Source organism: Kribbella alba (assembly GCF_039529635.1).
Taxonomy (GTDB): domain Bacteria; phylum Actinomycetota; class Actinomycetes; order Propionibacteriales; family Kribbellaceae; genus Kribbella; species Kribbella alba.
In genome coordinates this window covers 1,259,117-1,283,011 of record NZ_BAAANE010000004.1, presented here as the reverse complement: position 1 = coordinate 1,283,011, position 23,895 = coordinate 1,259,117, and the positions used below count along the sequence as shown (strand labels likewise).

Below are 23,895 nucleotides of genomic sequence, written 5' to 3'. Positions count from 1 at the left end.
TGACGCTCGGCACTAGCCGACGAACCGCAACGACTGACCGGGGCGGAGCTGGCCGCAGGCGTCGAGGTCCGCGCCGGCGACATAGGCGATGACGGGATAGCCGCCGGTGACCGGGTGATCGGCGAGGAACAGGACCGGCAGACCGGACGGCGGCATCTGCAGCGCGCCGAGTTCCATCCCCTCGCTCGGCAGCTCACCGTCGCGGGCACGTTCCAGCGGCACACCCTCGAGCCGTACGCCGATGCGGTTGCTGTCGCTGCTGACGGTGTAGGGCTGGCTGGTCAGCGAGTTCCATCCTGCCTCGGTGAACCAGTTCTGCCTGGGCCCGGGCAGAACCCGCACCCTGACCTCGCCGCCCGGTGGATCAGCGACCGGTGCGAGGTCGACGCCGGGCATCGGGCCGTGCTCCTTGCCGGCGGTCAGCACGGTCCCGGCTTTCAGTGGTTCGGGACCCAGTCCGGAGAGGAGATCGGTGGACCGTGAGCCGAGCACTGGTTCCACGTCCACCCCGCCGCGGATCGCGACGTACGTCCTCAGGCCGGTCCGTGGGACGCCGAGCTGCAGGGTCTGACCGGCTCGCAGGCTGGCCGGGGCATTGAGGGGAACGCCCGGGCAGGGAGCGCCGGTGACCGCGAAGACCAGGTCTGATCGGGCCTCGAGAGCGAGACCGCCGAAGGTGACCTCCAGAACGGCCGCGTCCTCACTGTTGCCGACGAGCCTGTTCGCCAGCCGGTATGAGGCTTGGTCACAGGCACCAGAGCGGCCGATGCCGAGAGCTGCCTGACCGACCCGCCCGGCATCCTGCACCGTCGTCAGCGGACCTGTTCGGACTACTACGAAGCGCGGCGTCATCTGGGGCCTACGTCGACGAAGCGGACGCGTCGCCCGGGTTGCAGGAGCGCGGCGGGGTCACGGTGCAGGTCGAACACAGCGACCTCCGTCCGGCCGAGGAGCTGCCAGCCGCCCGGGGACTCGCGGGGGTAGACGCCGCTGAACTCGCCGGCCAGCGCCACGGACCCGGCCGGCACCTTGGTCCGGGGAGACTCGCGCCGCGGCACGTCCCAGTGGGACTGGCCGGTGAGATAGCCGAATCCGGGTGCGAACCCGCAGAACGCCACCATCCACTCGTCGGCCGTGTGCCGCCGGATCACCTCGGGAACGTCGCACCCGAGCAGTCTGGCGACGTCCTCCAGGTCGGCGCCGTCGTACACGACAGGGATCTCGATCAGCTCGCCGCTGGCCCGGCGGTCCCTGCGCGGCACCGTGTCGCGCAGGAACCGCTCGAGCCGCACCAGGTCGGTGCGCTCTGGGTCCGTCACCACCATGACGGTCCGGGCCGCCGGCACGATGTCGACGACACCGTCCGGCGGCTCGGCCAGCAGTGCCGCGTAGTAGCCGAGGACCTCGTCGAGGTCGTCGAGCTCGACGAGGAGCGCGGTACTGCCGCAGGGCAACAGTCGCATCAGGCGGCGAACGGGGTCAGCTCAACACCCGCGTCCCAGAGGCTCTGCCGGACCTGCTGGGCGATCTGTACCGCGCCGGGCGTGTCCCCGTGCACGCAGATGGACCCCGGCTGCAGCTTCAGCTCGCCACCTTCGACGTCCGCGATCGGTGCGCCCGTCGCCATCGCCACACAGCGCCGGGCGATCTCGGAGCCGTCGTGCAGCACCGATCCGGGCAGCCGGCGGGACACCAACGTCCCCTCCGGCGTGTACGCGCGGTCGGCGAAGGCCTCGTGTACGACGGTCAGCCCGGCCTCCTCGGCGAGCCGGAGCCAGGTCGCGCCGGGCAGACCCAGCACCGGCAGGGTGCGGTCGTAGTCGGCGATCGCCCCGACGACCGCCGCGGCCTGCTCCTCGTGGTGCCCGATCGTGTTGTACAACGCTCCGTGCGGTTTCACGTACCGGACCTCCGACCCGGCGATCCGGGCGAACGCGTCCAGCGCGGCGATCTGGTAGATCACCTCGTCCCGTAGCGCCGCCGGTTCGATGTCGATGAACCGGCGACCGAAGCCCGGCTTGTCGGCATACCCGACGTGAGCACCGATCGCCACGTCGCGATCGGCCGCCCGCCGGCAGACCGCCCGCATGATGGACGGGTCACCGGCGTGGAAACCGCAGGCGACATTGGCGCTGGTGACGACGTCGAGCAGGGCGTTGTCGTCGCCCATCGCCCAGCTGCCGAAGCCTTCGCCGAGATCGGCGTTCAGATCGACGGTGTTCATGAGGTTCTCCAGGCGTCCGGGATCGTTAGCTGAACAAGTCGATGACGGGGCGGACCGAGCGCACCGCCAGGTAGATGGTGAGCAGCCAGGCCGCGGCGCCGATGCCGAGCAGCCAGGCCGGGTATTTGTACCCGTTGAGCAGGTCCTTGCGCCGCCATGCCACCCAGAGAAGCACACCGATCCCCACCGGCAGCAGCAGGCCGTTGAAGGCGCCCGCGAAGACGAGCAGGGTGGTCGGTGCGGTGCCGACGGACAGGTAGATCACCGTGGTGACGATGATGAAGCCGACCACCAACGCGGTCCGGACCCGGTCGCTCGTCTTCGTCCGGGAGGTGATGAAGGAGACCGTCGTGTAGGACGCGCCGATCACGCTGGTGATGGCGGCGGCCCACAACACGATGCCGAAGACGCGCAGCCCCACCTCGCCGGCGGCATGCTGGAACGCCGACGCGGCCGGGCTCTTGGGGTCCAGTGTCGCGCCACCGGCCACCACCCCGAGGATCGCCAGGAACAGCACGATCCGCATCACCCCGGTGATCAGGATGCCGGTGACCGAGCCGCGGGTGATGTCCCGGATGTGCTCGGGCCCGGTGATGCCGGAGTCCAGCAGCCGGTGCGCACCGGCGTACACGATGTAGCCGCCGATGGTGCCGCCGATCAGCGTGGTGATGGCGAGGAACTCGACCCGCTCGGGCATCACCACGTTCTTCAGCGCCTCGCCGACCGGCGGGCCGGACGTGATGGCGATGTAGGTGGTCAGCAGGATCATCAGCGCGCCGAGCACGAAGACGACCCGGTCCATCGCCAGGCCGGCCCGCTTCGAGACGAAGATGCCGATGGCAACGAGTGCGGACAGTGCGCCGCCGAGCTTGGGGTCCAGGCCGAGCATCGCGTCGGTGCCGAGACCGGAGCCGGACACGTTGCCGACGTTGAAGACCAGGCCACCCGCGAACAGCAGCGCCGCCATCACCCAGCCGAGCCCGGGAGCGACCAGGTTGCCGAGCTCCTGCGCCCGTCGCCCGGAGACACCGATCACCCGCCAGACGTTCAGCTGCAGGGCGATGTCGACCAGGATCGACGCGGCGATGGCGAAGGCGAACGCGGCACCGAGCTGCACTGTGAACGTCGTCGTCTGGGTGATGAAGCCCGGCCCGATGGCGGAGGTGGCCATCAGGAACATCGCGCCGATCAGCGTCGACCGCGTGCTGGCCTTCATCGCCGAGCCGGCCGCCGGGGGCTGAGTGGTAGGTCGGCCGGACCGGCGGACCGGACGTTGGCTGGTGGGCCTGGTCTGCGGCCTGGTTTGCGGCCTGGTTTGCGACTTGGTCGGCGGCTTGGAGGGTGGCTTGGCCATAGTGCTCTCCTGATCTCAGCGGGCGGGAGGAGGGACCGCGGCGTCAGCGCCGGACGGCCTTACCGGCGGCCTCGGCGAGTGCGACGGTCTGATCCACGACAGCCTTGCGATCAGCCTCGAACTCTGGGCTGGTCAGTGCGCTCTGGTCGGTCGGGTACACCAGCGAGGAGATGTGCAGGTGGCCGCCAGGGAGGTTTTGGTGGCCGGTGCCCAGCCGGAGCCGATTCGTGCGATACATGGACTCGTTGGACAGGTAGTTGCCGCCCGGTGCGCTGGCAGCGTGCGACCCCGGCGACGGGTCCGGAGCGGTCCGCAGCGCGGCGGGGTCGGGGTAGGTGCCGGCGGGCCACTCGGTGATCCCCGGGTTCAGCTTGACCGGCCACGGACCGGTGCCGGCGTCGATCATCGCCTGGTAGGGCAGGGTGGTCCGGATGAACTGCGGGGACGGCTGCGGTTGCGGCCAGAGCGCCGCCGCCGAGGTGGGTCCCCAGTTCAGCGACCGGTTGTTGTCGGGCGAGCCGCCGCGGAAACCGCCGGCCCACTTCTCGATGTTCATCTGACCGCGGCCGGTCTGGCTGATCGTCATCAGCGCATCGATCGAGCCCTGGTACCGCGGGTCCTTGCGATCCACCAGCCACGGGCCGAAGGCGTCCTCCACGATGCCCTGGTCGAAGTCGGTCCAGTTCACCGGGAACACGACGGACTGCAGTGTGACGAGGCCGTGTTTGGTCTGCACCGTGCGCCCGTCGAGCTGGAGCGCGGAGGCTCCGGACGGGTTGGAGTTCCGCAGGCTGTCGTCGAGGCTGTAGGTGTCGAAGCCGCTGACCAGCATCCGGGTGCCGTTCTTGGGGAACGAGACCTGATCGATGCCGCGCGAGGCGTAGCTGAACTGCCGCAGGATCGCCTGCCGCTGCAGACTGGTGATCGCGAAGCCGGGCCGCCATTCGCGGACCGCGCGGCTCATGGAGGTCCGCGCCCAGTAGAGCGGGCGGTCGTCGTAGCGGTCGATGGTGCCGGAGGTCAGCCGTCCCTGCGCCCGGTCCACAGCCGTGCGCCAGAGCGAGGCTCCGGCGGCCTTGATGGCGGCACTTGCTTCGCTCACGCTCTGGTAGCCGCAGAGCCGGTCGGCGAAGCCGTCGACGATGCCCTCGAAGCCCGCCGCCTCGATGAAGTCGCGGGCGACCGGGGTGGTCCGGCCGGGCAGGCTGAAGGTGGTCCGCTGCTCCTCGACGGTCAACACCGCGCCGGGCGCGACGCAGGCGGAGGACGGTCGGGCGGACTGGGGTTGGGACACGGTGTTGTTTCCTCCGGTGCTCGCAAGGGCGGCCACGGTAGCGACGTTCAGGGCGAGCAGCGCGGCCGGGAAGAGCCTTTTGCGGATCATTCGCACGTCTCCAGGGGGTGGATGGCTGCAGTCTGTGGGCGATCGACCGCAGCTCGTGACTCCCGAGCGTAGATATTGTTCAACAATCCTGCAAGACTTCTGTTCAACGCAGTTTCGCTCCGGCGCAGTGATTGGGTGATGATGCGAGGGTGTCCAGCTTCAGTGAGATCCGACCGCCCGCCGAACACGGAACGGACACGTCCTGGCTCCGCGAAGTCGCAGGTGATGCCGCGCTCTTCGAGCGCAGCAGCTCCGCGGAGCGGGTCGCCGACGTGCTTCGCCGCCGGATCACCGAAGGCGCCCTGCCGCCCGGCACCCAGCTGTCCGAAGAGCTCCTCAAGGAAGCGCTCCAGGTCAGCCGGAACACGTTGCGCGAGGCTTTCCGCCTGCTCACCCACGAAGGTCTGCTGGTGCACAAGATGCACCGCGGCGTCTTCGTCCCCGAGCTCACCGAGGTGGACGTGGTCGACCTCTACCGCCTCCGCCGGGTGCTGGAGTGCGACGTGGTCCGGTCTCTGGTGGACAGCCACCCTGACAGGCTGGATCCACTGCGCGGCGACGTCGAGGCGAGTGAGTCAGCCGCTCTGGTGGGTGACTGGATCGCGGTCGGTACTGCGAACATGCGGTTCCACCAGCACCTCGTCGGCCTGGCGGACAGCACCCGGCTCGACGAGATCACCGGCCGCTTGCTCGCCGAGCTCCGGCTGCTCTTCCACGTCATCGCCACACCGCAAGCGCTGCACGAGCCCTACATCGGCCGGAACCGAGCCCTCCTCGAGCTGCTCGAAGAGGGGCAGTACCAGCGAGCCGCCGATCAGCTCAACCAGTACATGCTCGACTCCGAAGCGGGCCTGCTCGCTGCCTTCCGCGGTCGAGGTTGAGCTCAGCGGAGCCGGTGACTCCCGGAGCGACCGATGACCGGCCTCCAGGTGGACATCCGCGTTCCGGTCGGCCGCCCGCTGCCCGAGCTCGCCGAGTTCGCGGCCTACACCGAAGCCGCCGGGCTCGACGGCATCGGCGTACCTGATCACCATCACACCGGGCGGGACGCCTACCTGGTGCTGGCGGCGATGGCGCTGCGGACCGAGCGGCTGTCGCTCTACCCGGCCACCTCGAACGTGGTGACCCGGCACCCGCTCGTCTCTGCGGCCCTGACCAATTCGCTGGACGAGCTGGCACCGGGCCGGGCGATGATCACCGTCGCGCCCGGATTCCTGTCGGTGGAGAAGGCCGGTGAACCGAAGGCCCGGCGGGCGCGACTGGGCGAGATCGTGCTGGCTTTGCGCGGCCTGCTCGGTGAGGGCAGGACGCGGTTCGACGGGCACGAGCTCGAGCTCTTCCACCGGCCGCAGTCGGGTTCGCGGGTGATCGTGCTCGCCTCGGGGCCCAAGCTGCTGGAGCTGGCTGGTGAGGTCGCGGACGGCGTGATGATGCTGGTCGGTCTGCACCCCGGCAGCGTCGAGGCCGCTCGGCGGCATGTCCGCATCGGCGCCGAGCGGGCCGGTCGGGATCCGAAGTCGATCGAAGAAATCTTGATCGTGCCGTTCGGGCTCGGCGATGCCGCGACGGTGCGCGCTTGGCCGCGCGGGTGGTTCCGTCCGGGACAGCCTTGGTTGCGCTACCCGAGCGCGTCCAACCTGACCTGGCTGCGGCACGCCGGCATCGAGGTTCCGGACGGACCACCTGAGGACCTCGACGACGACCTGGCCGATCGGATCTGCACGGCGTACGGGTTGTTCGGTACCGCCGAGCGGTGCGCCGATCGGCTCGTGCAAGCCCACGCCGAGCTCGGGATGAGCCGCGTCTTCCTCTTTCCCGCCCACAGCTGGGACACGACGTACGACCTGCCCCGTGCGGAGGTGGACGCGTTCGGCAAGACCATCGCTCCGGCCCTGAGGGCGGCCGGCCTGTCCGCCCCGTGAACCGTCCATCCGCGAACCCTGAGGAGAAACCGATGACCGCTCTCGTCGACGCCGCCAGCCCCGTCGGGGCGCGCCGGCTCTACCGTGACGGCCTGGTGGTCCCGACCACCGGCCATGCGCCGGGCTTCACTCAGGCCAACCTGGTGATGCTCCCGCAGGACTGGGCCTACGACATGCTGCTGTTCGGCCAGCGCAACCCCCAGCCCGTCCCGCTGCTGGACGTCACCGACGCGGGATCCTTCCGTACTGCGCTGGCGCCCGACGCTGATCTCCGGACGGATCTACCGCGTTATCGCGTCTGGCGGGACGGGGAACTCGTCGACGAACCCACGGACGTGGTGGACCTGTGGCGGGACGACCTCGTCACGTTCCTGATCGGATGCAGCTTCAGCTTCGAGACGGCACTTCTCGAGGCGGGGGTCCCGGTCCGGAACCTCGAGCAGGGGCGCAACGTGTCGATGTTCAGCACGCGGGTCCAGTGCCGTCCGGCCGGGCGTCTGAACGGTCCACTGGTCGTCTCGATGCGGCCGGTTCCCGCCGCACTGGTGGCGACCGCAGTACAGGTGACCGGGCGGATGCCGCAGGTCCACGGGGCGCCGGTGCACGTCGGTTCGCCGGGGGAGTTGGGGATCGCTGACGTGGCTCGGCCGGACTTCGGGGAGCCGGTGGAGTTCGAACCGGGGGACGTGCCGGTTTTTTGGGCTTGCGGAGTGACGCCACAAGCTGCGTTGATGTCTTCACGGCCCCCGTTCGCGATTACCCATGCCCCCGGGCACATGTTCGTGACCGACGTGCCGGACAGCGCCTATCGAATGCCATGACCACCAGGCTCTAGGGGGAGCAGCGGATGAGTGACGACCGGACCGAGGAACAGCGCAAGTCGTACCGACCCATCGATGCGGTCGGGTTCCGCGAGTCGATCAGCCGGAACTGGGGACCCGTGGACCGGTCGGTGGTGGTGCCAAAAGGTCTGGCGGAGGCCGCGGGCGAACATCGGCGGCGGCTGACCGAGGCCCTGCCCGGTCGCCGGATCGCGCTCGGCGCCGGCCGCGCCCCGGTCCGCTCGAACGACACCGACTTCGGCTTCCGCGCGGACAGCGACTTCGTCTGGCTCACCGGCTGTCAGGCCGAAGGGGCCGTGCTGGTGATCTCGGGCGACGGCGACTCGACGCTCTACCTGCGTGAGACCGCCGGCCCGGACGAGGTCGACTTCTTCGCGAACGCGCGCGACGGCGAACTGTGGATCGGCCCGGTGCCGGGGCTGAAGGACTGGTCCGACGCGCTGCAGATCCCCTGCCGGCCGATCGAGGAACTCCCCTCGGCCGTGCGTGGCGCCGTACCGTTCATGCTGGCGACGTACGGCGTGGAGCCGATGCTCGACGCGCTCGTCCAGACCTCGCCGACCGACGGCAACGCGTTGCGGCAGACGCTGGCCGAGCTGCGCCGGATCAAGGACGACTGGGAGATCGACCAGTTGCGCGAGGCGGTCGCCGCGAGCGTGCTGGCGTTCGCGGACGTGGCCCGGGAGCTGCCCGAGGCGGTCCGTGGTGGCGGCGAGCGGTGGCTGCAGGGCACGTTCGACCGGCGTGCGCGAACCGCCGGCAACGGTCCCGGCTACGCGTCCATCGTTGCTGCCGGCAACCACGCGCCGGTGTTGCACTGGGTGCGGAACGACGGGGCCGTTCGCGAGGGTGACGTCATCCTGCTCGATGCCGGGGTGGAGACGCGCACTCTGTACACGGCCGATGTCACCCGGACCTTCCCCGTGACGGGCGAGTTCAGCCCGGCCCAGCGGCAGGTGCACGACCTGGTCCACGCCGCACATGTCGCCGCACTGGACGCGGTCCGCCCGGGTGCGCCATACAGGGCCTTTCAGTACGAGGCGATGCGGGTGCTGGTGGATGGGCTGCGCGACTGGGGCGTGCTCGACGTGTCGCTGGACGAGGCGCTCGGGCCGGATGGGCAGCAGCACCGGCGATATGTCGTCTGTGGGCTCGGCCATTACATCGGGCTCGATGTGCACGACTGCGACGCCGCCCGCCCGGAGACCTATTTCGCGGCCGACCTCGAAGTAGGCATGGCGATGGCGGTCGAGCCGGGTCTCTACTTCCACCCGAACGACGAGACGCTGCCCCCTGAACTGCGCGGCATCGGCGTACGGATCGAGGACAACGTGGTGGTTCATGCCGACCGCACCGAGATCCTCACAGCCGACCTCCCGATCACCACGGACGGCCTCGAACAGTGGGTCCGAACTCAACTACGCTGACCGCGACAGCGTGACTACCTTCCGAAGTGAAGCGATCACTTAAAATAATCTGGTCACAAGCAGTAACACTTCTGGGTTCGCCCACGATGTAGCGAGCGGGGGAGGGTCGAACTCGGCCCGGCGCGTGGCAGTGGGGGGCCGCGGCTACGCGCCGGCCGGGCCGACCCCGACTGGGACCCGGGGGGGACCCAGGTGGTCCCAGGCACGGGGGAGTTTTCCGATGAACTTGCGAGTGCGAGTGGTGCATCATGCGTGCGCCGGCCAGTATCACTGGTACGCCGACATCGACGACGCGGACGATCCGCAGCCCGACGATCCCTTCTGGTACGTCGATCGCTGCCTGAGCCAGACCGAAGCCTTGGAGACAGCCTGCGCTCAGCTGCTGTCGCTGGCGGAGGACGACTCTCTGACCAGGGTCCAGGAAGCCAACCTCGTCCACGTCTGACTCTGCGCTGACACACCACAGGCTGGAGACCGTGGTGTGCCAGCGCAGTTGCTTGGGAGTCAGCCGATCGGCTGTACTGCGGGACAGGCGGTCCCGCGCGCGGGCACCTTCCCAGGCACATCGCGGGCTGACCTCTTGCCGGTCCCTCGGGCTCCTTGGGGGACTTGTTAAGGTCTCGAGTGATGACTGAGACGACGACCGTTGTTGAGAGCCCGGCCGGATCGAAGCAGGCGAGGTGGTTCCAGGCAGTGGCGATCGCCGAGGCGATCTCGTGGACCGGGCTGCTGATCGGCATGCTGTTCAAGTACGTGCTGTCAGACAACGAGATCGGCGTGAAGGTCTTCGGGCCGATCCACGGCACGATCTTCATCGCCTACGTGATCACCGTGGCCGTGGTGCGCAAGCCGCTGCGCTGGACGTGGTCCACCACGCTCCTGGCTTTGGCCGCGAGCATCCCGCCCCTCTTCACCTGGTTCTTCGAGCTCTGGGCTCAGCGCACCGGCCGGCTCAGCTGACCTCGAGCACCGCAGGATCACCGACCCAGGCGGTCTTGCGATTCCGCGCCATTGCGGCGTTTGCACTCGTGCGTGTCCGGGAACCACGGCCGGAAGCAAGCATCCGAGGGTGAGCAGGTGGCAGACATGGTCGACCGTGTCTTCCGTGACCGCAGGGACGCCGGGCGAGTCCTGGCCAAGCTCCTGGAGCACCACAGAGACAAGCCCGACGTGGTGGTCCTCGCTCTGCCTCGGGGAGGCGTACCGGTGGGGTACGAGGTCGCCACAGCACTCGGCGCACCGCTCGACGTGTTCCTCGTCCGCAAGCTGGGCGTGCCGGGCCGCGAGGAAGTGGCGATGGGGGCGATCGCCAGCGGTGGGATCGTGGTCATCAACGACGACGTCGTGCGCGGCCTGCGGATCGGCGCCGAACAGCTCCAGCAGATCGCCGAACGAGAGGCTCGCGAGTTGCTGCGCCGGGAGGCGGTCTACCGCGACGGGCGGCCGGCGCCCGACCTCAGCGGGAAGACCGCGATCCTGGTCGACGACGGCCTCGCGACCGGCGCAAGCATGCACGCAGCGGTAGAGGCCTTGCGAGAGCGACTGCCCGCCCGCATCGTCGTGGCGGTGCCCGCGGCGCCGGAGTCCAGCTGCCGCGAACTCGAACGAATGGTGGACGAGGTTGTCTGTGCCAGCACCCCGACGCCGTTCCTCGCCGTCGGGGAGTCCTACTGGGACTTCACCCAGACCACCGACGAGGAGGTGCGCGAGCTGCTGCAGGCGGCGGTGGCGCCGTCGCCGGAACGGTCGGGCGCAGCGGAGCCGTCGCCCGCAGCGTTGGTTCGCGCACAGGCCCGGCCGGTCGCGGAGGGCGTGCCTGCTACGGACACGTTGATGTCCATCGTGGGCGACGCCCAGTTCGTCCTGATCGGCGAGGCCTCACACGGCACGCAGGAGTTCTACGAAGCCCGGGCGGCCATCACCCGGCGACTGATCGAGGAGAAGGGGTTCAACGCGGTGGCGGCTGAGGCGGACTGGCCGGACGCGTATCGAGTGAACAGGTACGTCCGCGGGCGGTCCGACGACGCGGCGGCCGAGGAGGCGCTCCGCGACTTCTCCCGCTTCCCCACCTGGATGTGGCGGAACACCGCCGTGCTCGACTTCGTCGGCTGGCTGCGCGAGTACAACGACCACCTCGAGGAAGGCGCCATGGCGGGCTTCTACGGGCTGGACCTGTACAGCCTTCGCCGATCGATGGAGGAGGTTGTCGCCTACCTGGAAGAGGTGGACCCCGCCGCCGCGGCCCGGGCCAGGGAGCGGTACTCCTGCTTCGATCACTCCTCTGGGGACGACGGCCAGTCGTACGGTTACGCGGCGGCATACGGAGCGGGTGAGTCGTGCGAGGAGCAGGCTGTCGCACAACTCGTCGAGCTGCAGCGGCTCGGGAACGACACCCGCGGCGAAGACGCGCTGCTCCCCGAGGACGAGCTCTTCTACGCCCAGCAGAACGCCACGGTCGTGCGGGACGCCGAGGTGTACTACCGGACGATGTTCGGCGGGCGGTCGAGCTCCTGGAACCTTCGCGACCGCCACATGGTCGACACACTGGACGGCCTCACCCGTCACCTGTCCGGGCAGCGGGGTGGGACGGCCAAGATCGTCGTGTGGGCGCACAACTCCCACGTCGGGGACGCCCGGGTCACCGAGTCCGGGATGCGGGGCGAGGTCACCGTCGGCCAACTGATGCGCGAACGCCATCCTGACGCCTGTCGGCTGATCGGGTTCACCACCCACACGGGCACGGTGACCGCGGCCGACGACTGGGGCGGACCGGCCGAGCGCAAGTGGGTGCGGCCGGCGCTTCCCGACAGCGTCGAAGACCTGTTCCACGAGACCGGCGAGAAGGAGTTCCTACTCGCCTTCCAGGTCGCGCCGAAGGCCGCCGAGCTGCTGAGCGCGGCCAGGCTCGAGCGCGCGATCGGTGTCATCTACCGGCCCGAGACGGAGCGGCAGAGCCACTACTTCCGGTGTCGCGTCTCCCATCAGTTCGACGCGGTCATCCACATCGACGAGACGCGAGCGGTCGAGCCGCTGGAGCGGACGGCCCGCTGGGAGACCGGCGAACTGCCCGAGACGTATCCGTTCGCCGTGTAATCCCTAGGAGTCCTGGCGATGCCGACCGTGGAACAAAGTGTGCAGATACCGGTCGCGGGTGTCGAACTCGATGCCGACGTCACCGTGCCGGAGCAGGCCCGCGGTGTTGTCGTGTTCGCGCACGGCAGCGGCAGCAGCCGCCACAGCCCGCGCAACCGGTATGTCGCCGAGCAACTCCGCAATGCCGGCCTGGCCACTGTCCTGGCCGACCTGCTCACCCGTGAGGAGGAGGAGATCGACGCCCGTACTGCGGAGGTCCGGTTCGACATCGACCGTCTGGCGGTCCGAACCAGCGCACTGGCTGACTGGGTGACCGAGCAGGAGACCACCGCGGGGCTCAGCATCGGCCTGTTCGGCGCCAGCACCGGTGCCGCAGCCGCCCTGGTGGCCGCTGCGGCGCGACCGGAGGAAATTGGTGCCGTGGTCTCGCGCGGGGGCCGTCCTGACCTGGCCGGTGAGTGGCTACGGCTGGTACGCCAACCCACTTTGCTGATCGTGGGAGAACTCGACGCCAAGGTCATCCAGCTGAACCAGCGCGCCCGGGAGAAGCTCAGCGGCCTCAGCCGGCTGATGATCGTCCCGCACGCGTCCCATCTCTTCGAGGAGCCGGGAACCCTCGAGAAGGTCGCCCAGTTGGCTTCGGCCTGGTTCGTCGAGCACCTGGCCGGACGCGACTGAGTACGGCGCGCCGGCCGGTTTCGGACGTCGGTAGTACGCGCGGTGGTTGTCAGGCGAGCAGCGTCCGCTGCGGCGCGGCATCCCGGATCCATCGCTGGAGGGAAGCGGCTCCACCGTCGGATTGACGCGCGCGGCGGGCTCGCCGTACGGTCACGGCGTCCGACAACCCAAACTGCACAGCAGCCGCATGAACCCGTGCGGGAGAGACCTGGGCTCGACCCAGGCGCCGTAGGAGCAACTCTCCCCAAGAATCTCTCAGGCACCCTCACCGCACGGGCGAGGCACCTCTGGAAGGCAGCAGCCTGACAGAGCGGGGAGGCATACCGACCGGTCGATGACGACCAGGAGGCCTCCACATGGCGATCAGCGTGTTCGACCTGTTCAGCATCGGGATCGGCCCGTCGAGCTCCCACACCGTGGGTCCGATGCGCGCCGCCCGCACCTTCGCTCTCGGCCTTGCCGCCGACGGCCTGCTCACCCGTACTGCGGCCGTCGAGTCCCAGCTGTTCGGCTCGCTCGGCGCGACCGGGCACGGGCACGGCAGTAACAAGGCGGTCCTGCTCGGTCTGGAAGGGGAGGACCCGGAAACGGTCGACACCTGCTCGGTCGAGGACCGGGTCGCGGCGATCCGGACGGCGGGCCGGCTGCGGCTCGCGGGTGAGCACGAGATCGCGTTCGACGAGAACAGCCAGCTCGTCATGCACCGGCGCAAGTCGCTGCCGTACCACCCGAACGGGATGACCTTCGTCGCGCGGGATGGCGCTGGTGAGGTGCTGCGCGAGCGGACGTACTACTCGGTCGGCGGTGGGTTTGTCGTCGATGAGAACGCCGCGGCCGGCGACCGGATCGTGCTGGATCGGACGCCGCTGAAGTATCCGTTCCGGTCCGGGGCCCAACTGCTCGACCGGTGCCGTGAGTCGCAACTGCCGATCAGTGAGGTGATGCTCGCGAACGAGCTGGCCTGGCGGGCCGAGCCCGAGATTCGCGACGGGCTACTGCACCTCTGGCAGGTCATGCAGGACTGCGTGCAGGAAGGCTGCGGCACCGAGGGCATCCTGCCGGGCGGTCTCAAGGTTCCGCGCCGGGCGCACGCGCTGCACCAGAAGCTGACCCAGGATCCGTGGTCGGTGGATCCGCTGAAGGTGTTGGACTGGGTGAGCCTGTTCGCGCTGGCCGTCAACGAGCAGAACGCGTCCGGCGGCCGGATCGTCACCGCGCCGACGAACGGTGCCGCGGGCATCATTCCGGCGGTGCTGCACTACTACCGGCGATTCGTGCCCGGTGCCACCGAAGACGGGGTGATCCGGTTCCTGCTGACGGCCGGCGCGATCGGCGTGCTCTACAAGGAGAACGCGTCCATCTCCGGTGCCGAGGTCGGGTGCCAGGGTGAGGTCGGATCGGCCTGCTCGATGGCGGCGGCCGGCTTGTGCGAGGTTCTCGGCGGGACTCCGGAGCAGGTGGAGAACGCGGCCGAGATCGCGATGGAGCACAACCTCGGCCTGACCTGCGACCCGGTCGGCGGCCTGGTCCAGATCCCCTGCATCGAGCGCAACGCGATGGCCTCGGTGAAGGCGATCAACGCGGCCCGGATGGCGATGCACGGCGACGGCGTCCACGTCGTCACCCTCGACAAGGTGATCAAGACGATGCGCGAGACCGGCGCGGACATGAAGGTCAAGTACAAGGAGACCTCCCGCGGCGGCCTCGCCGTCAACGTCATCGAATGCTAGCGACCGGACCAATTAGCTGACTCTTTGCGACGGAGTGGTCGCACTGTGGTGATAACGATGGCGAATGTGGTGTCGCGACCGGGAAATAGTTCCAAAGGGCTGTTTGAAACGCTTCTTCAACCGCTACTGTGCGGGACTTGTGAAGCCGTTCTCCGAGGAAGAACAGGCAGACCGCCGCCGGCCCTGGCAGAAGCGTGAGGGGTTTCGCCGGATCGCCGTTCTCATCGCCGCCCCGACGGGCGTCTATGCCCTGTTGGTGGTCATCAGCTTGCTGGGCGGGCCGCGGATCGGGGCGCCGCTGATCCTGCTGCCGGACCCTGGTGGTGCGGACGCGGTCAACCCGCTCGCCGGACCGCCGTCGAGTGGGCTGCCCGCGAAGGTCTTCCCTGCGATTCCGCCGGAGACCCCGACGGCGATCCCGGTGCCGACACCGGTGCCGACGGCCGAACCATCCGGGCAGCCGACCGAACCGCCCAGCGCAAAACCGGCAGACAAGGCAGCCACCTCGACGACCAAGCCCCAGGCGCCGCAGACAGTCGGCGAAGCGGTCGCGCGGCCGACAACCGGCGACAGGCCCACGCCAACCAGGCCGCCGACCGTCACGACTCCACCTCCGCGGCCCACGCATCCCACGCCGCCTCCGACCACGCCTCCTCCCACCACACCCAGCGATCCGCCAGGTCGGCCGGACCACCCGCAGCCGCCGACCCTCGCGGACATCCTGCGCGGCCTGATCGGCGAAGTCGGCCTGTAGCTCCTCCGCGCACGAACGGCAACCCTGTGCGGTCAGGGGCGAGGGGCGGGGCGGACGAAGGGAAAGGCGAGGGTGGAGCGGATGTTCTGGCCGGTGAGCATCATCATCACCCGGTCGATGCCGATGCCGAGCCCGCCCGTCGGCGGCATCGCGTACTCCAGCGCGCTCAGGAAATCCTCGTCCAGCGACATCGCCTCGGGATCTCCCGCGGCCGCCTTCAGCGACTGCTCGGTCAACCTGCGCCGCTGTTCGACCGGATCCACCAGCTCGGAGTACGCCGTACCGATCTCGGCGCCGAAAGCGACCAGGTCCCAGCGCTCGGCGAGTCTCGGGTCGGACCGGTGCGTGCGGGTCAGCGGCGACGTCTCCAGCGGGAAGTCCGTGTAGAAGGTCGGCGTCGTGGTCTGCGGCTCGACCAGTTCGTCGTACAGCTCGAGGACCAGTTCGCCGGCCGACAGGTCGAACGCGACGTGCACGCCGTGTTCCGCGCAGAGGCACCGCAACCTCTCGACCGACGTACCAGCGTCGATCTCGACGCCGACCGCTCGGCTGACCGCGTCGTGCACACTGATGACGGGCCAGTCGCCGGAGATGTCGATCTCGCCGTCCGGGCGCTTCACCAGGGGCTTGCCGAACACCGCGGTGGCGGTCTCGATCAGCAGTTCGCGGGTGAGTTCGCGCATCACGATGTAGTCGGCGTACGGCTGATAGGCCTCGACCGAGGTGAACTCCGGGTTGTGGGTCGCGTCGGCGCCCTCGTTGCGGAAGTTCCGGTTCAGCTCGAACACCTTGCCGAGCCCGCCGACGCTCAACCGCTTGAGGAACAGCTCGGGCGCGATCCGCAGGAACAGTTCGGTGTCGTAGGCATTGATGTGGGTCACGAAAGGACGCGCGTTCGCGCCGCCGTGCACGGCCTGCAACATCGGGGTCTCGACCTCGATGAAGCCGCGCGCCTCGAACCCGTTCCGCAACGCCCGTACTGCGGTACTGCGGTGCTGCATCATCTGCAGCGACTCGGGGTTCATCACCAGGTCGAGATGGCGCTGCCGGACCCGGGCCTCCGGATCAGTGAAGCCCTTCCGCTTGTCCGGCAAAGGGTGCAGGCACTTGGCCGCCATCACCCAGCCGGTCGCCGCGATCGAGAGTTCGCCGCGGCGACTCGTCACCACCTCACCCGTGACGCTGACGTGGTCGCCGATGTCGACGAGCTTGCGCCAGTGCTCGAGCGCCTCGTCACCACAGGCCTCGGCGGTCAGCATCACCTGCAGGTCGGCAAGTCCGTCCTGCAACTGAGCGAACGACAGCCCGCCGTGGTTCCGCATCCGCATCACCCGACCTGTGACCGACACCTCCTGGCCGGTGTGGTGGTCCGCGGGCAGGTTCTGGTGGAGGGCCCGGATCCGTTCCAGCGTTTCCGTCCGGGGGACTGAGACCGGATACGGTTCGATTCCAGCGGCGACGAGTCCAGCCAGCTTGGCGCGGCGGATCTGCTCCTGCTCGGTGAGTCGCCGATCCGGCACTGCGGGCCGCAGCAACTCCTCCTCCTGCTCGCGAACAGCCGCCGCGAACCGGCCGCCGTCCGCCGCCATGATCGCGTGCCGCTCGGCCGTCTCCGCGGTGTCCACGCGGGTCCACGGCCGCGGCGCGGGCAGGAAGCCCTCGGCTGTGCCGGCCGCGAGCAATACCTGTGCGAGTGAGGCGCCGCGCGAGTAGCAGATCAGTCTGGGCGACCAGCGCGGCAGGTACTTCTCGTTCGACTGGTAGAGGCTCTCCAACTGCCAGAACCGGGAGGCGGCGGTCAGCAGCGCGTTCGTGATCCGCAGGACCGGACCGGCGCCGATTCGCTCGGCGTCGCTGAAGATCTCGCGGAACATCGCGAAGTTCAGCGAGATGTGGTGGACGCCGAGGTCGCCGCAGGCATCCACCAGCGAGGCGACCATGAACTCCATCAGTCCGTTCACCGACTCGGGATCGCGCCGCATCAGGTCCAGCGAGACGCCCCGGACACCCCACGGGACGAACGACAACAACCCTCGTACCGCGCCGTCGGAGTCGCGCGCGATCACCATCACGCAGCGCGCGTCGGCGGGATCCCCGAGACGGCCCAGGGCCATGGAGAAGCCGCGCTCGGTCTGCCCTCCACGCCATTGCTCGGCGAGCCTCACGTACTCATGGAGGACGTCAGGCGACAGATCCCCGTGTCGCCTGACCTCGGCGTGGTACCCGGCTCGATGGGCTCGGGTGACAGCCTGGCGGACCGGCCGCATCGTCCGGCCTTCCAGGGTGAAGTCGGCGACGTCGATGATCGCCTCGTCGCCCATCGCCAGTGCACGAAGACCAGCGGCGGCATAGGCTTGCGCGGCTTCCTCGCTGGCGGACAGGACCGCGGGGGACCAGCCGTAGGTGCGCGCCTCGGCGAGCCAGCGCTGGATCGCCCCGGGCCAGGCCGCGGGATCACCCAGCGGATCGCCGCTGGCGAGGCTGACCCCGTTGACGACCCGATAGGCGATCGCGGCGTTGTTGTCCGGAGAGAACACCACGGCCTTGTCGCGCCGGGTGGCGAAGTACCCGAGCGAGTCGCGTTCGCCGTACTCGAGCAGCAGGCGCCGGACCTGCAGCTCCTCGACCTGGCTCAGGTAGCGGACCCGTTGCACGGATCGCAGGAAGATCGCGAACGCGATCACCAGGGAGGCCGCGGAGATGAACCCGACGGTCAGGCCGACCCAGCCGTGGCCCTCGTGGTCGGCGCCCATCCGGGTCCGGCTCTGGCCGAGGGCGGCGACGATCCCCCAGCCGATCTTCTCCCGCTGACCGCGCAGGGTGTGCGGGAAGACCTGCGTCAGGGTGATGCTGATGGCTATCGAGATCACCAGGCCCGTGATCAGCGCGCCGATCGCGAGCCGTCTGGTGCCGGGCGCGAGCCGGGCCGGGAAGCTGCTCCGGATCGTCCACAACAGCCCGATCATCAAGATCGGCACGATCACCTGGGCGATGCTCAGCTCGAGATCACCGAAGGAGGCCGGGCCGAACTTGGCGTTCAGCTCCGGATCGTTCGGGTTGGCGATCTGGACGCTGATGAAGCCCAGGTTGGCGATCTGTTCGAGCAGCCACAGCCCCTCGAACACCCACAGCACCCAGAGCAGCGCCGCCCGCTTGCCCCGCAGCAGGGCGCTGCCGACGACGGCGAGATAGACCGCGGACAGGAAGGTGTGACCGGCCGGGATACCGAAGAATTCGATGACGCCCTCGGCGTCCTTCACGAACTCCGGCGCGAACAGATGCAGCGGTACCGCGATGAACGAGCAGACAGCGGCGAACAAGACGGCGCGACCGACCCATACGGCGGCCCGCTGCTGCCACTTCGGGATCACCTGTTCCGATGACACCTGACTGATCATCCCATTCACTCCGAATGCACTTGGACCCATGTGCGACTCTGGCCAACATGGCGGCAATCCCCGACCGGTTGATGCGCGACGCGATGGCGACTGATGCCCAGTCTGAGGCAAGCCCCCAACCGCTGAGCGAGACCTGGATCGTGCTGCCCGGTCTGGCCGAGACTCCCGACGAGTTCGGCCGGGTCCTGGAGCTGCTGCCCGGCCTGGATGTTCGCGTCGTCGATCCCTGGCTTACTCCGGTGACCTCGCCGCCGGAGGAGTTGCGCTCGGCAAGTGGTGCCGGTACGCCGGTACGCCTGGTCGGGCACTCCATCGGGGGCCTCGCGGCGCTGCGGTGGATGCTCACGTACCCGGGAGAGGTGGAGCGCCTGGTCCTGGTCGACACGAGCCTCCCGTCGGAGACCGGCTGGCGGTGGTTCTACCCGGGGGCGCGCGGCGACCGGCTGATCCGCTCGGTGCTGAGGGTTCTCGGCCGGATAGGCACACCGCAGCTCTTCGGCCCCGGCGTGCGTCGCCTCCTGATCTGGGTGGGCAGCACCGCCAACCGGGATCTCTTGCCGAAGGCAACCGCTCGAAGCCGGTACGGCGCAGCCGACTCGTGGCTCCGCTTCTGGCACGAACTGACGTGGAGCTGGCTTCTGGCCGCAGAAGTGGCAACTCTGCTTGCCCGACCGGGGCTAGCCATTCCGCCCACGGCGTTGCTGGTAGCAACCGGCGGCAGCTCCCGCTTCACCGCCGCGCGTTGGCTGGCCGGCCAGCAATCCCTCGCCGCCGCGCTCAACGCCACCATCCAGGTCTACCCCGACTCCGCCCACCTCCTCCACCTGGACCGCCCCGACGCGATCGCCCACGCCATCACCCCTCCCCGCTGACAGCTCAGCAATCGCAGCGGCCTCAACAACGGCAATGCGATGACCGTTCAGTGCTGCGGGGGACACGTGGTACCCCGCGACCCGAACCGTCCACGAGTTGGAGTCAGGCAGGGGTGGTGAGGGCGGGGGTGGGGAGCTTGCGTTGCCAGACCTCGTCGAGGGCCATGCGCATGGCGCCGGTGACTACGGCGTCTTCGGCGAGGGCTGAGAGCTCCAGCTTCGGATGGTTGAGGGTGAGCAGGCGGAGCTGGTCAGCGATGGCGTCCAGCAGTACTGCGCCCGCTCGTGCCACACCGCCACCGATCACCACGGCCGTCGGGTCGAGGACCAGTACTGCGGGGGCCAGGGCCCGGGCGAAGTCCCGCGCAACCTGCTGCACAACCGCCTGAGCCACAGGGTCCCGCTCTGCCGCAGCAGCGAACACGTCGGCGGTGTCCAGCTGGTCCCGGCCGAGCTCTGCCAGCCGCGACTCCGGATTGTCGAGCACAGCCTGTCGCCCGAGTGCAGCGATCGCCTCTGAGCCGACTGCACGCTCCAGCGGACCGCGGCTGTCCTCGGGGTTGATCACATCGTCCGGGCCGGTTGCGATGAAGCCGATCTCACCGGCGGCACCAGTACCGCGGTGGAGTCTGCCGTCGATCACGATGCCGGCGCCGAGCCGCTCACCCCACTGAACGGCCAGCAGAGTCCCGGTGCCACCCCGCGCCGCGGCGATGGCCAGCGCAGCCAGGTTGGCGTCGTTGTCGAGCATCACCGGGCAGTCGAGCAGGCTACGGACATGCTTGGTCAGGTCGATCGCGGACCAGCCGGGCACACTCGGGACCAGCTGAACCCGGCCGATGTGCTCGTCCACGATGCCGGGGCTTGCCGCGACTGCCGCCGCGATGTCCTCGGCAGGCACCTCTGCCTCGGCCAGCGCCTCGGTGATCACCTCGCTGATGACTCCGAGCAGCTCCTGGGCGGTCCACCCGGGCCCGGACCGGCGTACCAGGGACAGCTTGCGGCCGGCCAGGTCGGAGACTCCGACGGTGACGCGGTGGGGGCCGACGTCCAGGCCCAGCACCGGCGCGGCGCGACCGCGCAGCGAGACGCGGATGGCCGGGCGACCGAGCGAGCGGTCCGCGGAATCGGGGCCGTGCTGCTGCAGCCAGCCGGCATCGAGCAGCTCGTCGACTGCCTGCGCCACGGTCGGTCTGGCCAGGCCGGTGCGTTCCACCAGCTCGGCGACTCTCAGCGGTGCCGGTGCCGAGCGGCGGACCGCGTCCAGCACAGCTGCCACGTTGATCCGCCGCAGCATCGTCGTACCGCCGCCGCCGACCGTTCCCTTGCTCATGTCCGACCCCTTGCCTGCCACTCGCCCATCTTATATATAAAGCGAGCGTTCATAAATTAGCCAGCGACTTGCGCGTGCCGCCGGGCGAACCGGGGACACACGGTGAACGCCGGGAGGCGGGCGGTCATCCCGGAAATCCGTGAGTCGACAACTATCACTCACCAGTCCTCCTGCTGCCCAGTACACGCACGCCACCAGGGATCAGTCCTGCAACACAGTCCGGGCGAAGCTGCTGAGCGCCTCCCGTCGGGTTGCTGGGTCTTGGTCATCAGGCTGGCGACATGCTTCTCCACCGTGCGCGGCGAGATCTGCAGCCGGGACGCGATCGACTTGTTCCCGATCCGGACGACGAGTAACCGGCACAACTCGTACTCGCGGGATCGAGGCGGCCTAATGTGGGTACTGCTCACCCACGGAAGGCAGGGGCTGATGTCGTTAGAGCAGGAAGTCATCCAGGCGTGTCCGGCAGAGCTGTTCATCGGAGGCAAGTGGCGATCGGCTGAGGGCGGCAAGACTCTCGCGGTCGAGGACCCGGCCACCGGTACGACGCTGTGCGACGTGGCCGATGCCAGTCCGGCCGACGGGATGGCCGCGCTGGATGCGGCCGTCGCTGCCCAGGCCGAGTGGGCGGCGACTGCACCTAGGGACCGCGGCGAGATCTTGCGTCGTACGTATGAGCTGATGACCGAGCGTGCCGACGAGTTGGCTCTGCTGATGACGTTGGAGATGGGCAAACCGGTCGCGGAGTCGAAGGGCGAGATCGCCTACGCGGCCGAGTTCTTCCGCTGGTTCTCCGAGGAGGCCGTGCGGATTGACGGCGGCTACCAGCCCGCGCCGAACGGCAAGGGCCGCTTCCTGGTGATGCGGCAGCCGGTCGGGCCTTGCCTGCTGATCACACCGTGGAACTTCCCGGCCGCGATGGGCGCCCGCAAGATCGGCCCGGCGGTCGCCGCCGGCTGCACGATGGTGATCAAGCCGGCCGCGCAGACGCCGCTGTCGATGCTCAAACTGGCCGAGCTGATGACAGAGGCCGGCCTGCCGCCCGGCGTGCTCAACGTCATCACCACCAGCCACTCCGGCGGGGTGATGGAGCCGCTGATCCGGGACGGTCGCGCCCGCAAGCTGTCGTTCACCGGCTCCACCGAGGTCGGCCGCAAGCTGATCGAGCAGGCCGCGGACAAGGTGCTGCGGACGAGCATGGAGCTTGGTGGGAATGCGCCGTTGCTCGTCTTCTCCGACGCCGACCTGGATCAGGCAGTCGAGGGCGCGATGCTGGCGAAGATGCGCAACGGGGGCGAGGCCTGCACGGCCGCGAACCGGATCTACGTGCACTCGTCGCTGATGGACGACTTCGCCGCGAAGCTGACCGAGCGGATGTCCGCGCTCAAGGTCGGTCGCGGCACCGAGGAAGGTGTCGCCCTCGGTCCGCTGATCGACGCGAAGCAGCGGGACAAGGTGGCCGAGCTGGTCGAAGACGCCGTGGCTCGTGGTGCCAGGGTGCTGACCGGCGGATCGGTTGCTGAGGGCAACGGATATTTCTACCCGCCCACCGTGCTGGCCGACGTGCCCCTCGATGCCCGGGTGCAGAAGGAGGAGATCTTCGGCCCGGTCGCGCCGCTGACGGCCTTCGACGACGAGGACGAGGCGGTCCGGATGGCTAACGACACCGAGTTCGGCCTGGTCTCCTACCTGTTCACCAAGGACCTCAACCGCGCTCTCCGGGTCAGCGAGAACCTCGAGACCGGCATGGTGGGCCTCAACCAGGGCATCGTCTCCAACCCGGCCGCACCCTTCGGTGGCGTCAAACAATCCGGCCTCGGCCGCGAGGGCGGATCCGTCGGCATCGACGAGTACCTCGAGATCAAGTACGTCGCGGTCGCCCTCGACTGACGAACCGGCAATTATGTCGAGACCTTGACTAAGTGACCGGGTGGGCCCTTACTGGGTGCTGACGATTCTTCACTTCAGCTCGCCTCATGGTCCCCGCCCCGTCCTGGAGGTCTCCCCGTCATGCCCAGAAACGTGCGCAGCTCACGTCTGTTCCAGGCCGCCTCGCTGGCCCTTCTGAGTGTTGCCGCTCTGGTCGTCGCGCCGACGACGGCGTCGGCCGCCTTGCCGGCATGCCAGCACTTCTACACCGGGCCGATTCCCGACCGGCCCATCTCCGGAGGTCACGGCAACGGCACCACAGCCCCGGCGTACGACGTCAGTGGCCGGTTGCCGGCGCCGACCGGGATCAGCGGTGGGCTCGGTGCTGACGGCAAGGTGACGTTCACGTTCAATCGAGTCGCCGGGGCGAAGGCCTACCGCGCGTTCAAGAACGGGCAGGCGCTGCAATGGATCAGCGACTGGGGTCAACCGACGCTGCAGGTCGCGGATGCGAGCCCCTGTGCCGGTGCGCACTACCAGGTCTACGCGATGTCGGCGGAGGATACGGCGGCCTCTTCGATCGGGCAGATCACCACGTCGTTCCGTCTCAACTCCTCGAACCGGTTGGCCGCCTTCAGGTTGGCTGCGGGGACCACTCTCAACTACCGCGTCTCGGCGTACAACGACGTCGCGCAAACGGCTCTCGGCTACAACGCGGGCACCGGAATCTGCGCGGTCGACGCGCGCATCATCCCGTGGGGGACGAGGTTGTGGGTCCCCGGCTACGGCCATTGCTATGCGGCTGACATCGGCAGTTGGATCATGGACGACATCGTCGACGTCTGGTTCCCGCCAGGCCCGGCCGCCGACAACTGGGGTATCCAACGCCTCAACCTCGTCGTCGAGTAGTGGCGTTGCCAGCTCCTACGCAGGAGTGACGACCCTGGCCGGCGGCATACTGGCCGATCGTGAAGGCCAGCGAGCCCGCGGCTATGAATTCACCGTCAGCCGGCTG

The 23,895-nt window shown here is 68.9% G+C and carries 21 protein-coding genes and 1 riboswitch; of the genes, 13 read left to right on the top strand and 8 right to left on the bottom strand.

The genetic code is table 11. The features are described 5' to 3' along the window. Positions 1-12 precede the first annotated feature (12 nt). The 5 genes from ABD210_RS12900 to ABD210_RS12880 are packed head-to-tail and all read right to left on the bottom strand — an operon-like array spanning position 13 to position 4,962. On the bottom strand, positions 13-852 hold the full coding sequence (locus ABD210_RS12900; RefSeq protein WP_344111416.1) for a 5-oxoprolinase subunit C family protein: 840 nt from the start codon (positions 850-852) through the stop codon (positions 13-15). Then, the gene (locus ABD210_RS12895) at positions 849-1,463 is read right to left on the bottom strand and encodes a 5-oxoprolinase subunit B family protein (RefSeq protein ID WP_344111415.1); all 615 of its coding nucleotides are present in this window, start codon (positions 1,461-1,463) and stop codon (positions 849-851) included. The genes ABD210_RS12900 and ABD210_RS12895 overlap by 4 nt, the downstream gene beginning before the upstream one ends. Then, on the bottom strand, positions 1,463-2,224 hold the full coding sequence (locus ABD210_RS12890; RefSeq protein ID WP_344111413.1) for a LamB/YcsF family protein: 762 nt from the start codon (positions 2,222-2,224) through the stop codon (positions 1,463-1,465). The genes ABD210_RS12895 and ABD210_RS12890 overlap by 1 nt, the downstream gene beginning before the upstream one ends. A gap of 25 nt (positions 2,225-2,249) precedes the next feature. Continuing rightward, positions 2,250-3,578, bottom strand: coding sequence for an NRAMP family divalent metal transporter (locus ABD210_RS12885; RefSeq protein ID WP_344111411.1), 1,329 nt, complete (start codon positions 3,576-3,578; stop codon positions 2,250-2,252). A gap of 43 nt (positions 3,579-3,621) precedes the next feature. Beyond that, positions 3,622-4,962, bottom strand: coding sequence for a hypothetical protein (locus ABD210_RS12880; protein ID WP_344111409.1), 1,341 nt, complete (start codon positions 4,960-4,962; stop codon positions 3,622-3,624). A 149-nt stretch (positions 4,963-5,111) separates the two neighbouring features. Here ABD210_RS12880 and ABD210_RS12875 point away from each other — a divergent pair, with 149 nt between their 5' ends. The 10 genes from ABD210_RS12875 (at position 5,112) to ABD210_RS12830 (ending at position 15,408) form a co-directional block, all read left to right on the top strand. Beyond that, on the top strand, positions 5,112-5,843 hold the full coding sequence (locus ABD210_RS12875) for a GntR family transcriptional regulator (protein WP_344111408.1): 732 nt from the start codon (positions 5,112-5,114) through the stop codon (positions 5,841-5,843). A 33-nt stretch (positions 5,844-5,876) separates the two neighbouring features. After that, positions 5,877-6,884 carry an LLM class flavin-dependent oxidoreductase gene (locus ABD210_RS12870; RefSeq protein ID WP_344111407.1) on the top strand — a complete coding sequence of 336 codons (1,008 nt, stop codon included), beginning with the start codon at positions 5,877-5,879 and terminating at the stop codon, positions 6,882-6,884. A 32-nt stretch (positions 6,885-6,916) separates the two neighbouring features. Further along, positions 6,917-7,705, top strand: coding sequence for a putative hydro-lyase (locus ABD210_RS12865; RefSeq protein WP_344111406.1), 789 nt, complete (start codon positions 6,917-6,919; stop codon positions 7,703-7,705). A gap of 26 nt (positions 7,706-7,731) precedes the next feature. Beyond that, the gene (locus ABD210_RS12860; RefSeq protein ID WP_344111405.1) at positions 7,732-9,153 is read left to right on the top strand and encodes an aminopeptidase P family protein; all 1,422 of its coding nucleotides are present in this window, start codon (positions 7,732-7,734) and stop codon (positions 9,151-9,153) included. Positions 9,154-9,373: 220 nt separating this feature from the next. After that, positions 9,374-9,598, top strand: a complete 225-nt coding sequence (locus tag ABD210_RS12855; protein ID WP_344111404.1) for a hypothetical protein — start codon at positions 9,374-9,376, stop codon at positions 9,596-9,598. Positions 9,599-9,780: 182 nt separating this feature from the next. Beyond that, entirely contained in the window at positions 9,781-10,113 is a 333-nt protein-coding gene (locus tag ABD210_RS12850; RefSeq protein WP_344111403.1) for a DUF3817 domain-containing protein, read from the top strand. A 126-nt stretch (positions 10,114-10,239) separates the two neighbouring features. Next, complete coding sequence (locus ABD210_RS12845) at positions 10,240-12,246, top strand: erythromycin esterase family protein (protein WP_344111402.1); 2,007 nt, start codon at positions 10,240-10,242, stop codon at positions 12,244-12,246. A gap of 18 nt (positions 12,247-12,264) precedes the next feature. After that, the gene (locus ABD210_RS12840) at positions 12,265-12,924 is read left to right on the top strand and encodes a dienelactone hydrolase family protein (protein ID WP_344111401.1); all 660 of its coding nucleotides are present in this window, start codon (positions 12,265-12,267) and stop codon (positions 12,922-12,924) included. 188 nt (positions 12,925-13,112) lie between these two features. Beyond that, positions 13,113-13,205, top strand: a riboswitch (glycine riboswitch). Positions 13,206-13,280: 75 nt separating this feature from the next. Continuing rightward, positions 13,281-14,654 (top strand): L-serine ammonia-lyase, encoded by a 1,374-nt coding sequence (locus ABD210_RS12835; protein WP_344111400.1) that lies wholly within the window; start codon positions 13,281-13,283, stop codon positions 14,652-14,654. Positions 14,655-14,793: 139 nt separating this feature from the next. After that, positions 14,794-15,408, top strand: a complete 615-nt coding sequence (locus ABD210_RS12830) for a hypothetical protein (RefSeq protein WP_344111399.1) — start codon at positions 14,794-14,796, stop codon at positions 15,406-15,408. A 32-nt stretch (positions 15,409-15,440) separates the two neighbouring features. Here the strand turns inward: ABD210_RS12830 and lysX are convergent, their stop codons facing one another. Then, positions 15,441-18,794 (bottom strand): bifunctional lysylphosphatidylglycerol synthetase/lysine--tRNA ligase LysX, encoded by a 3,354-nt coding sequence (lysX, locus tag ABD210_RS12825; protein ID WP_344111398.1) that lies wholly within the window; start codon positions 18,792-18,794, stop codon positions 15,441-15,443. Between the two features lie 59 nt (positions 18,795-18,853). Between lysX and ABD210_RS12820 the strand changes: the two genes are divergently transcribed. Beyond that, a complete protein-coding gene (locus ABD210_RS12820; protein WP_344111397.1) occupies positions 18,854-19,678 on the top strand; it encodes an alpha/beta fold hydrolase in 825 nt (274 codons plus the stop codon). A 103-nt stretch (positions 19,679-19,781) separates the two neighbouring features. On the opposite strand, the gene ABD210_RS12815 is transcribed toward ABD210_RS12820, so the two are convergent. Together ABD210_RS12815 and ABD210_RS12810 are read right to left on the bottom strand one after the other, a co-directional pair. Next, positions 19,782-21,011, bottom strand: a complete 1,230-nt coding sequence (locus tag ABD210_RS12815) for an ROK family transcriptional regulator (protein ID WP_344111396.1) — start codon at positions 21,009-21,011, stop codon at positions 19,782-19,784. 158 nt (positions 21,012-21,169) lie between these two features. Continuing rightward, positions 21,170-21,463 (bottom strand): helix-turn-helix transcriptional regulator, encoded by a 294-nt coding sequence (locus tag ABD210_RS12810; RefSeq protein WP_344111394.1) that lies wholly within the window; start codon positions 21,461-21,463, stop codon positions 21,170-21,172. Here ABD210_RS12810 and ABD210_RS12805 point away from each other — a divergent pair. After that, the gene (locus ABD210_RS12805; RefSeq protein WP_344111393.1) at positions 21,441-22,901 is read left to right on the top strand and encodes an NAD-dependent succinate-semialdehyde dehydrogenase; all 1,461 of its coding nucleotides are present in this window, start codon (positions 21,441-21,443) and stop codon (positions 22,899-22,901) included. The genes ABD210_RS12810 and ABD210_RS12805 overlap by 23 nt on opposite strands. A 120-nt stretch (positions 22,902-23,021) precedes the next feature. Beyond that, positions 23,022-23,789, top strand: coding sequence for a 3D domain-containing protein (locus ABD210_RS12800; RefSeq protein WP_344111392.1), 768 nt, complete (start codon positions 23,022-23,024; stop codon positions 23,787-23,789). Positions 23,790-23,895: the final 106 nt, after the last annotated feature.

What these genes read in the sequence shown, in the direction of transcription:
- ABD210_RS12895 (WP_344111415.1), bottom strand. Translation starts at nt 1,463, where the DNA reads ATGCGACTGTTGCCCTGCGGCAGTACCGCGCTCCTCGTCGAGCTCGAC.
- ABD210_RS12900 (WP_344111416.1), bottom strand. Translation starts at nt 852, where the DNA reads ATGACGCCGCGCTTCGTAGTAGTCCGAACAGGTCCGCTGACGACGGTG.
- ABD210_RS12870 (WP_344111407.1), top strand. Translation starts at nt 5,877, where the DNA reads ATGACCGGCCTCCAGGTGGACATCCGCGTTCCGGTCGGCCGCCCGCTG.
- ABD210_RS12815 (WP_344111396.1), bottom strand. Translation starts at nt 21,011, where the DNA reads ATGAGCAAGGGAACGGTCGGCGGCGGCGGTACGACGATGCTGCGGCGG.
- ABD210_RS12845 (WP_344111402.1), top strand. Translation starts at nt 10,240, where the DNA reads ATGGTCGACCGTGTCTTCCGTGACCGCAGGGACGCCGGGCGAGTCCTG.
- ABD210_RS12835 (WP_344111400.1), top strand. Translation starts at nt 13,281, where the DNA reads ATGGCGATCAGCGTGTTCGACCTGTTCAGCATCGGGATCGGCCCGTCG.
- ABD210_RS12885 (WP_344111411.1), bottom strand. Translation starts at nt 3,578, where the DNA reads ATGGCCAAGCCACCCTCCAAGCCGCCGACCAAGTCGCAAACCAGGCCG.
- ABD210_RS12820 (WP_344111397.1), top strand. Translation starts at nt 18,854, where the DNA reads ATGGCGGCAATCCCCGACCGGTTGATGCGCGACGCGATGGCGACTGAT.
- ABD210_RS12840 (WP_344111401.1), top strand. Translation starts at nt 12,265, where the DNA reads ATGCCGACCGTGGAACAAAGTGTGCAGATACCGGTCGCGGGTGTCGAA.
- ABD210_RS12855 (WP_344111404.1), top strand. Translation starts at nt 9,374, where the DNA reads ATGAACTTGCGAGTGCGAGTGGTGCATCATGCGTGCGCCGGCCAGTAT.
- ABD210_RS12860 (WP_344111405.1), top strand. Translation starts at nt 7,732, where the DNA reads ATGAGTGACGACCGGACCGAGGAACAGCGCAAGTCGTACCGACCCATC.
- ABD210_RS12865 (WP_344111406.1), top strand. Translation starts at nt 6,917, where the DNA reads ATGACCGCTCTCGTCGACGCCGCCAGCCCCGTCGGGGCGCGCCGGCTC.
- ABD210_RS12890 (WP_344111413.1), bottom strand. Translation starts at nt 2,224, where the DNA reads ATGAACACCGTCGATCTGAACGCCGATCTCGGCGAAGGCTTCGGCAGC.
- ABD210_RS12805 (WP_344111393.1), top strand. Translation starts at nt 21,441, where the DNA reads ATGTCGTTAGAGCAGGAAGTCATCCAGGCGTGTCCGGCAGAGCTGTTC.
- ABD210_RS12800 (WP_344111392.1), top strand. Translation starts at nt 23,022, where the DNA reads ATGCCCAGAAACGTGCGCAGCTCACGTCTGTTCCAGGCCGCCTCGCTG.
- ABD210_RS12850 (WP_344111403.1), top strand. Translation starts at nt 9,781, where the DNA reads ATGACTGAGACGACGACCGTTGTTGAGAGCCCGGCCGGATCGAAGCAG.
- ABD210_RS12880 (WP_344111409.1), bottom strand. Translation starts at nt 4,962, where the DNA reads ATGATCCGCAAAAGGCTCTTCCCGGCCGCGCTGCTCGCCCTGAACGTC.
- ABD210_RS12810 (WP_344111394.1), bottom strand. Translation starts at nt 21,463, where the DNA reads ATGACTTCCTGCTCTAACGACATCAGCCCCTGCCTTCCGTGGGTGAGC.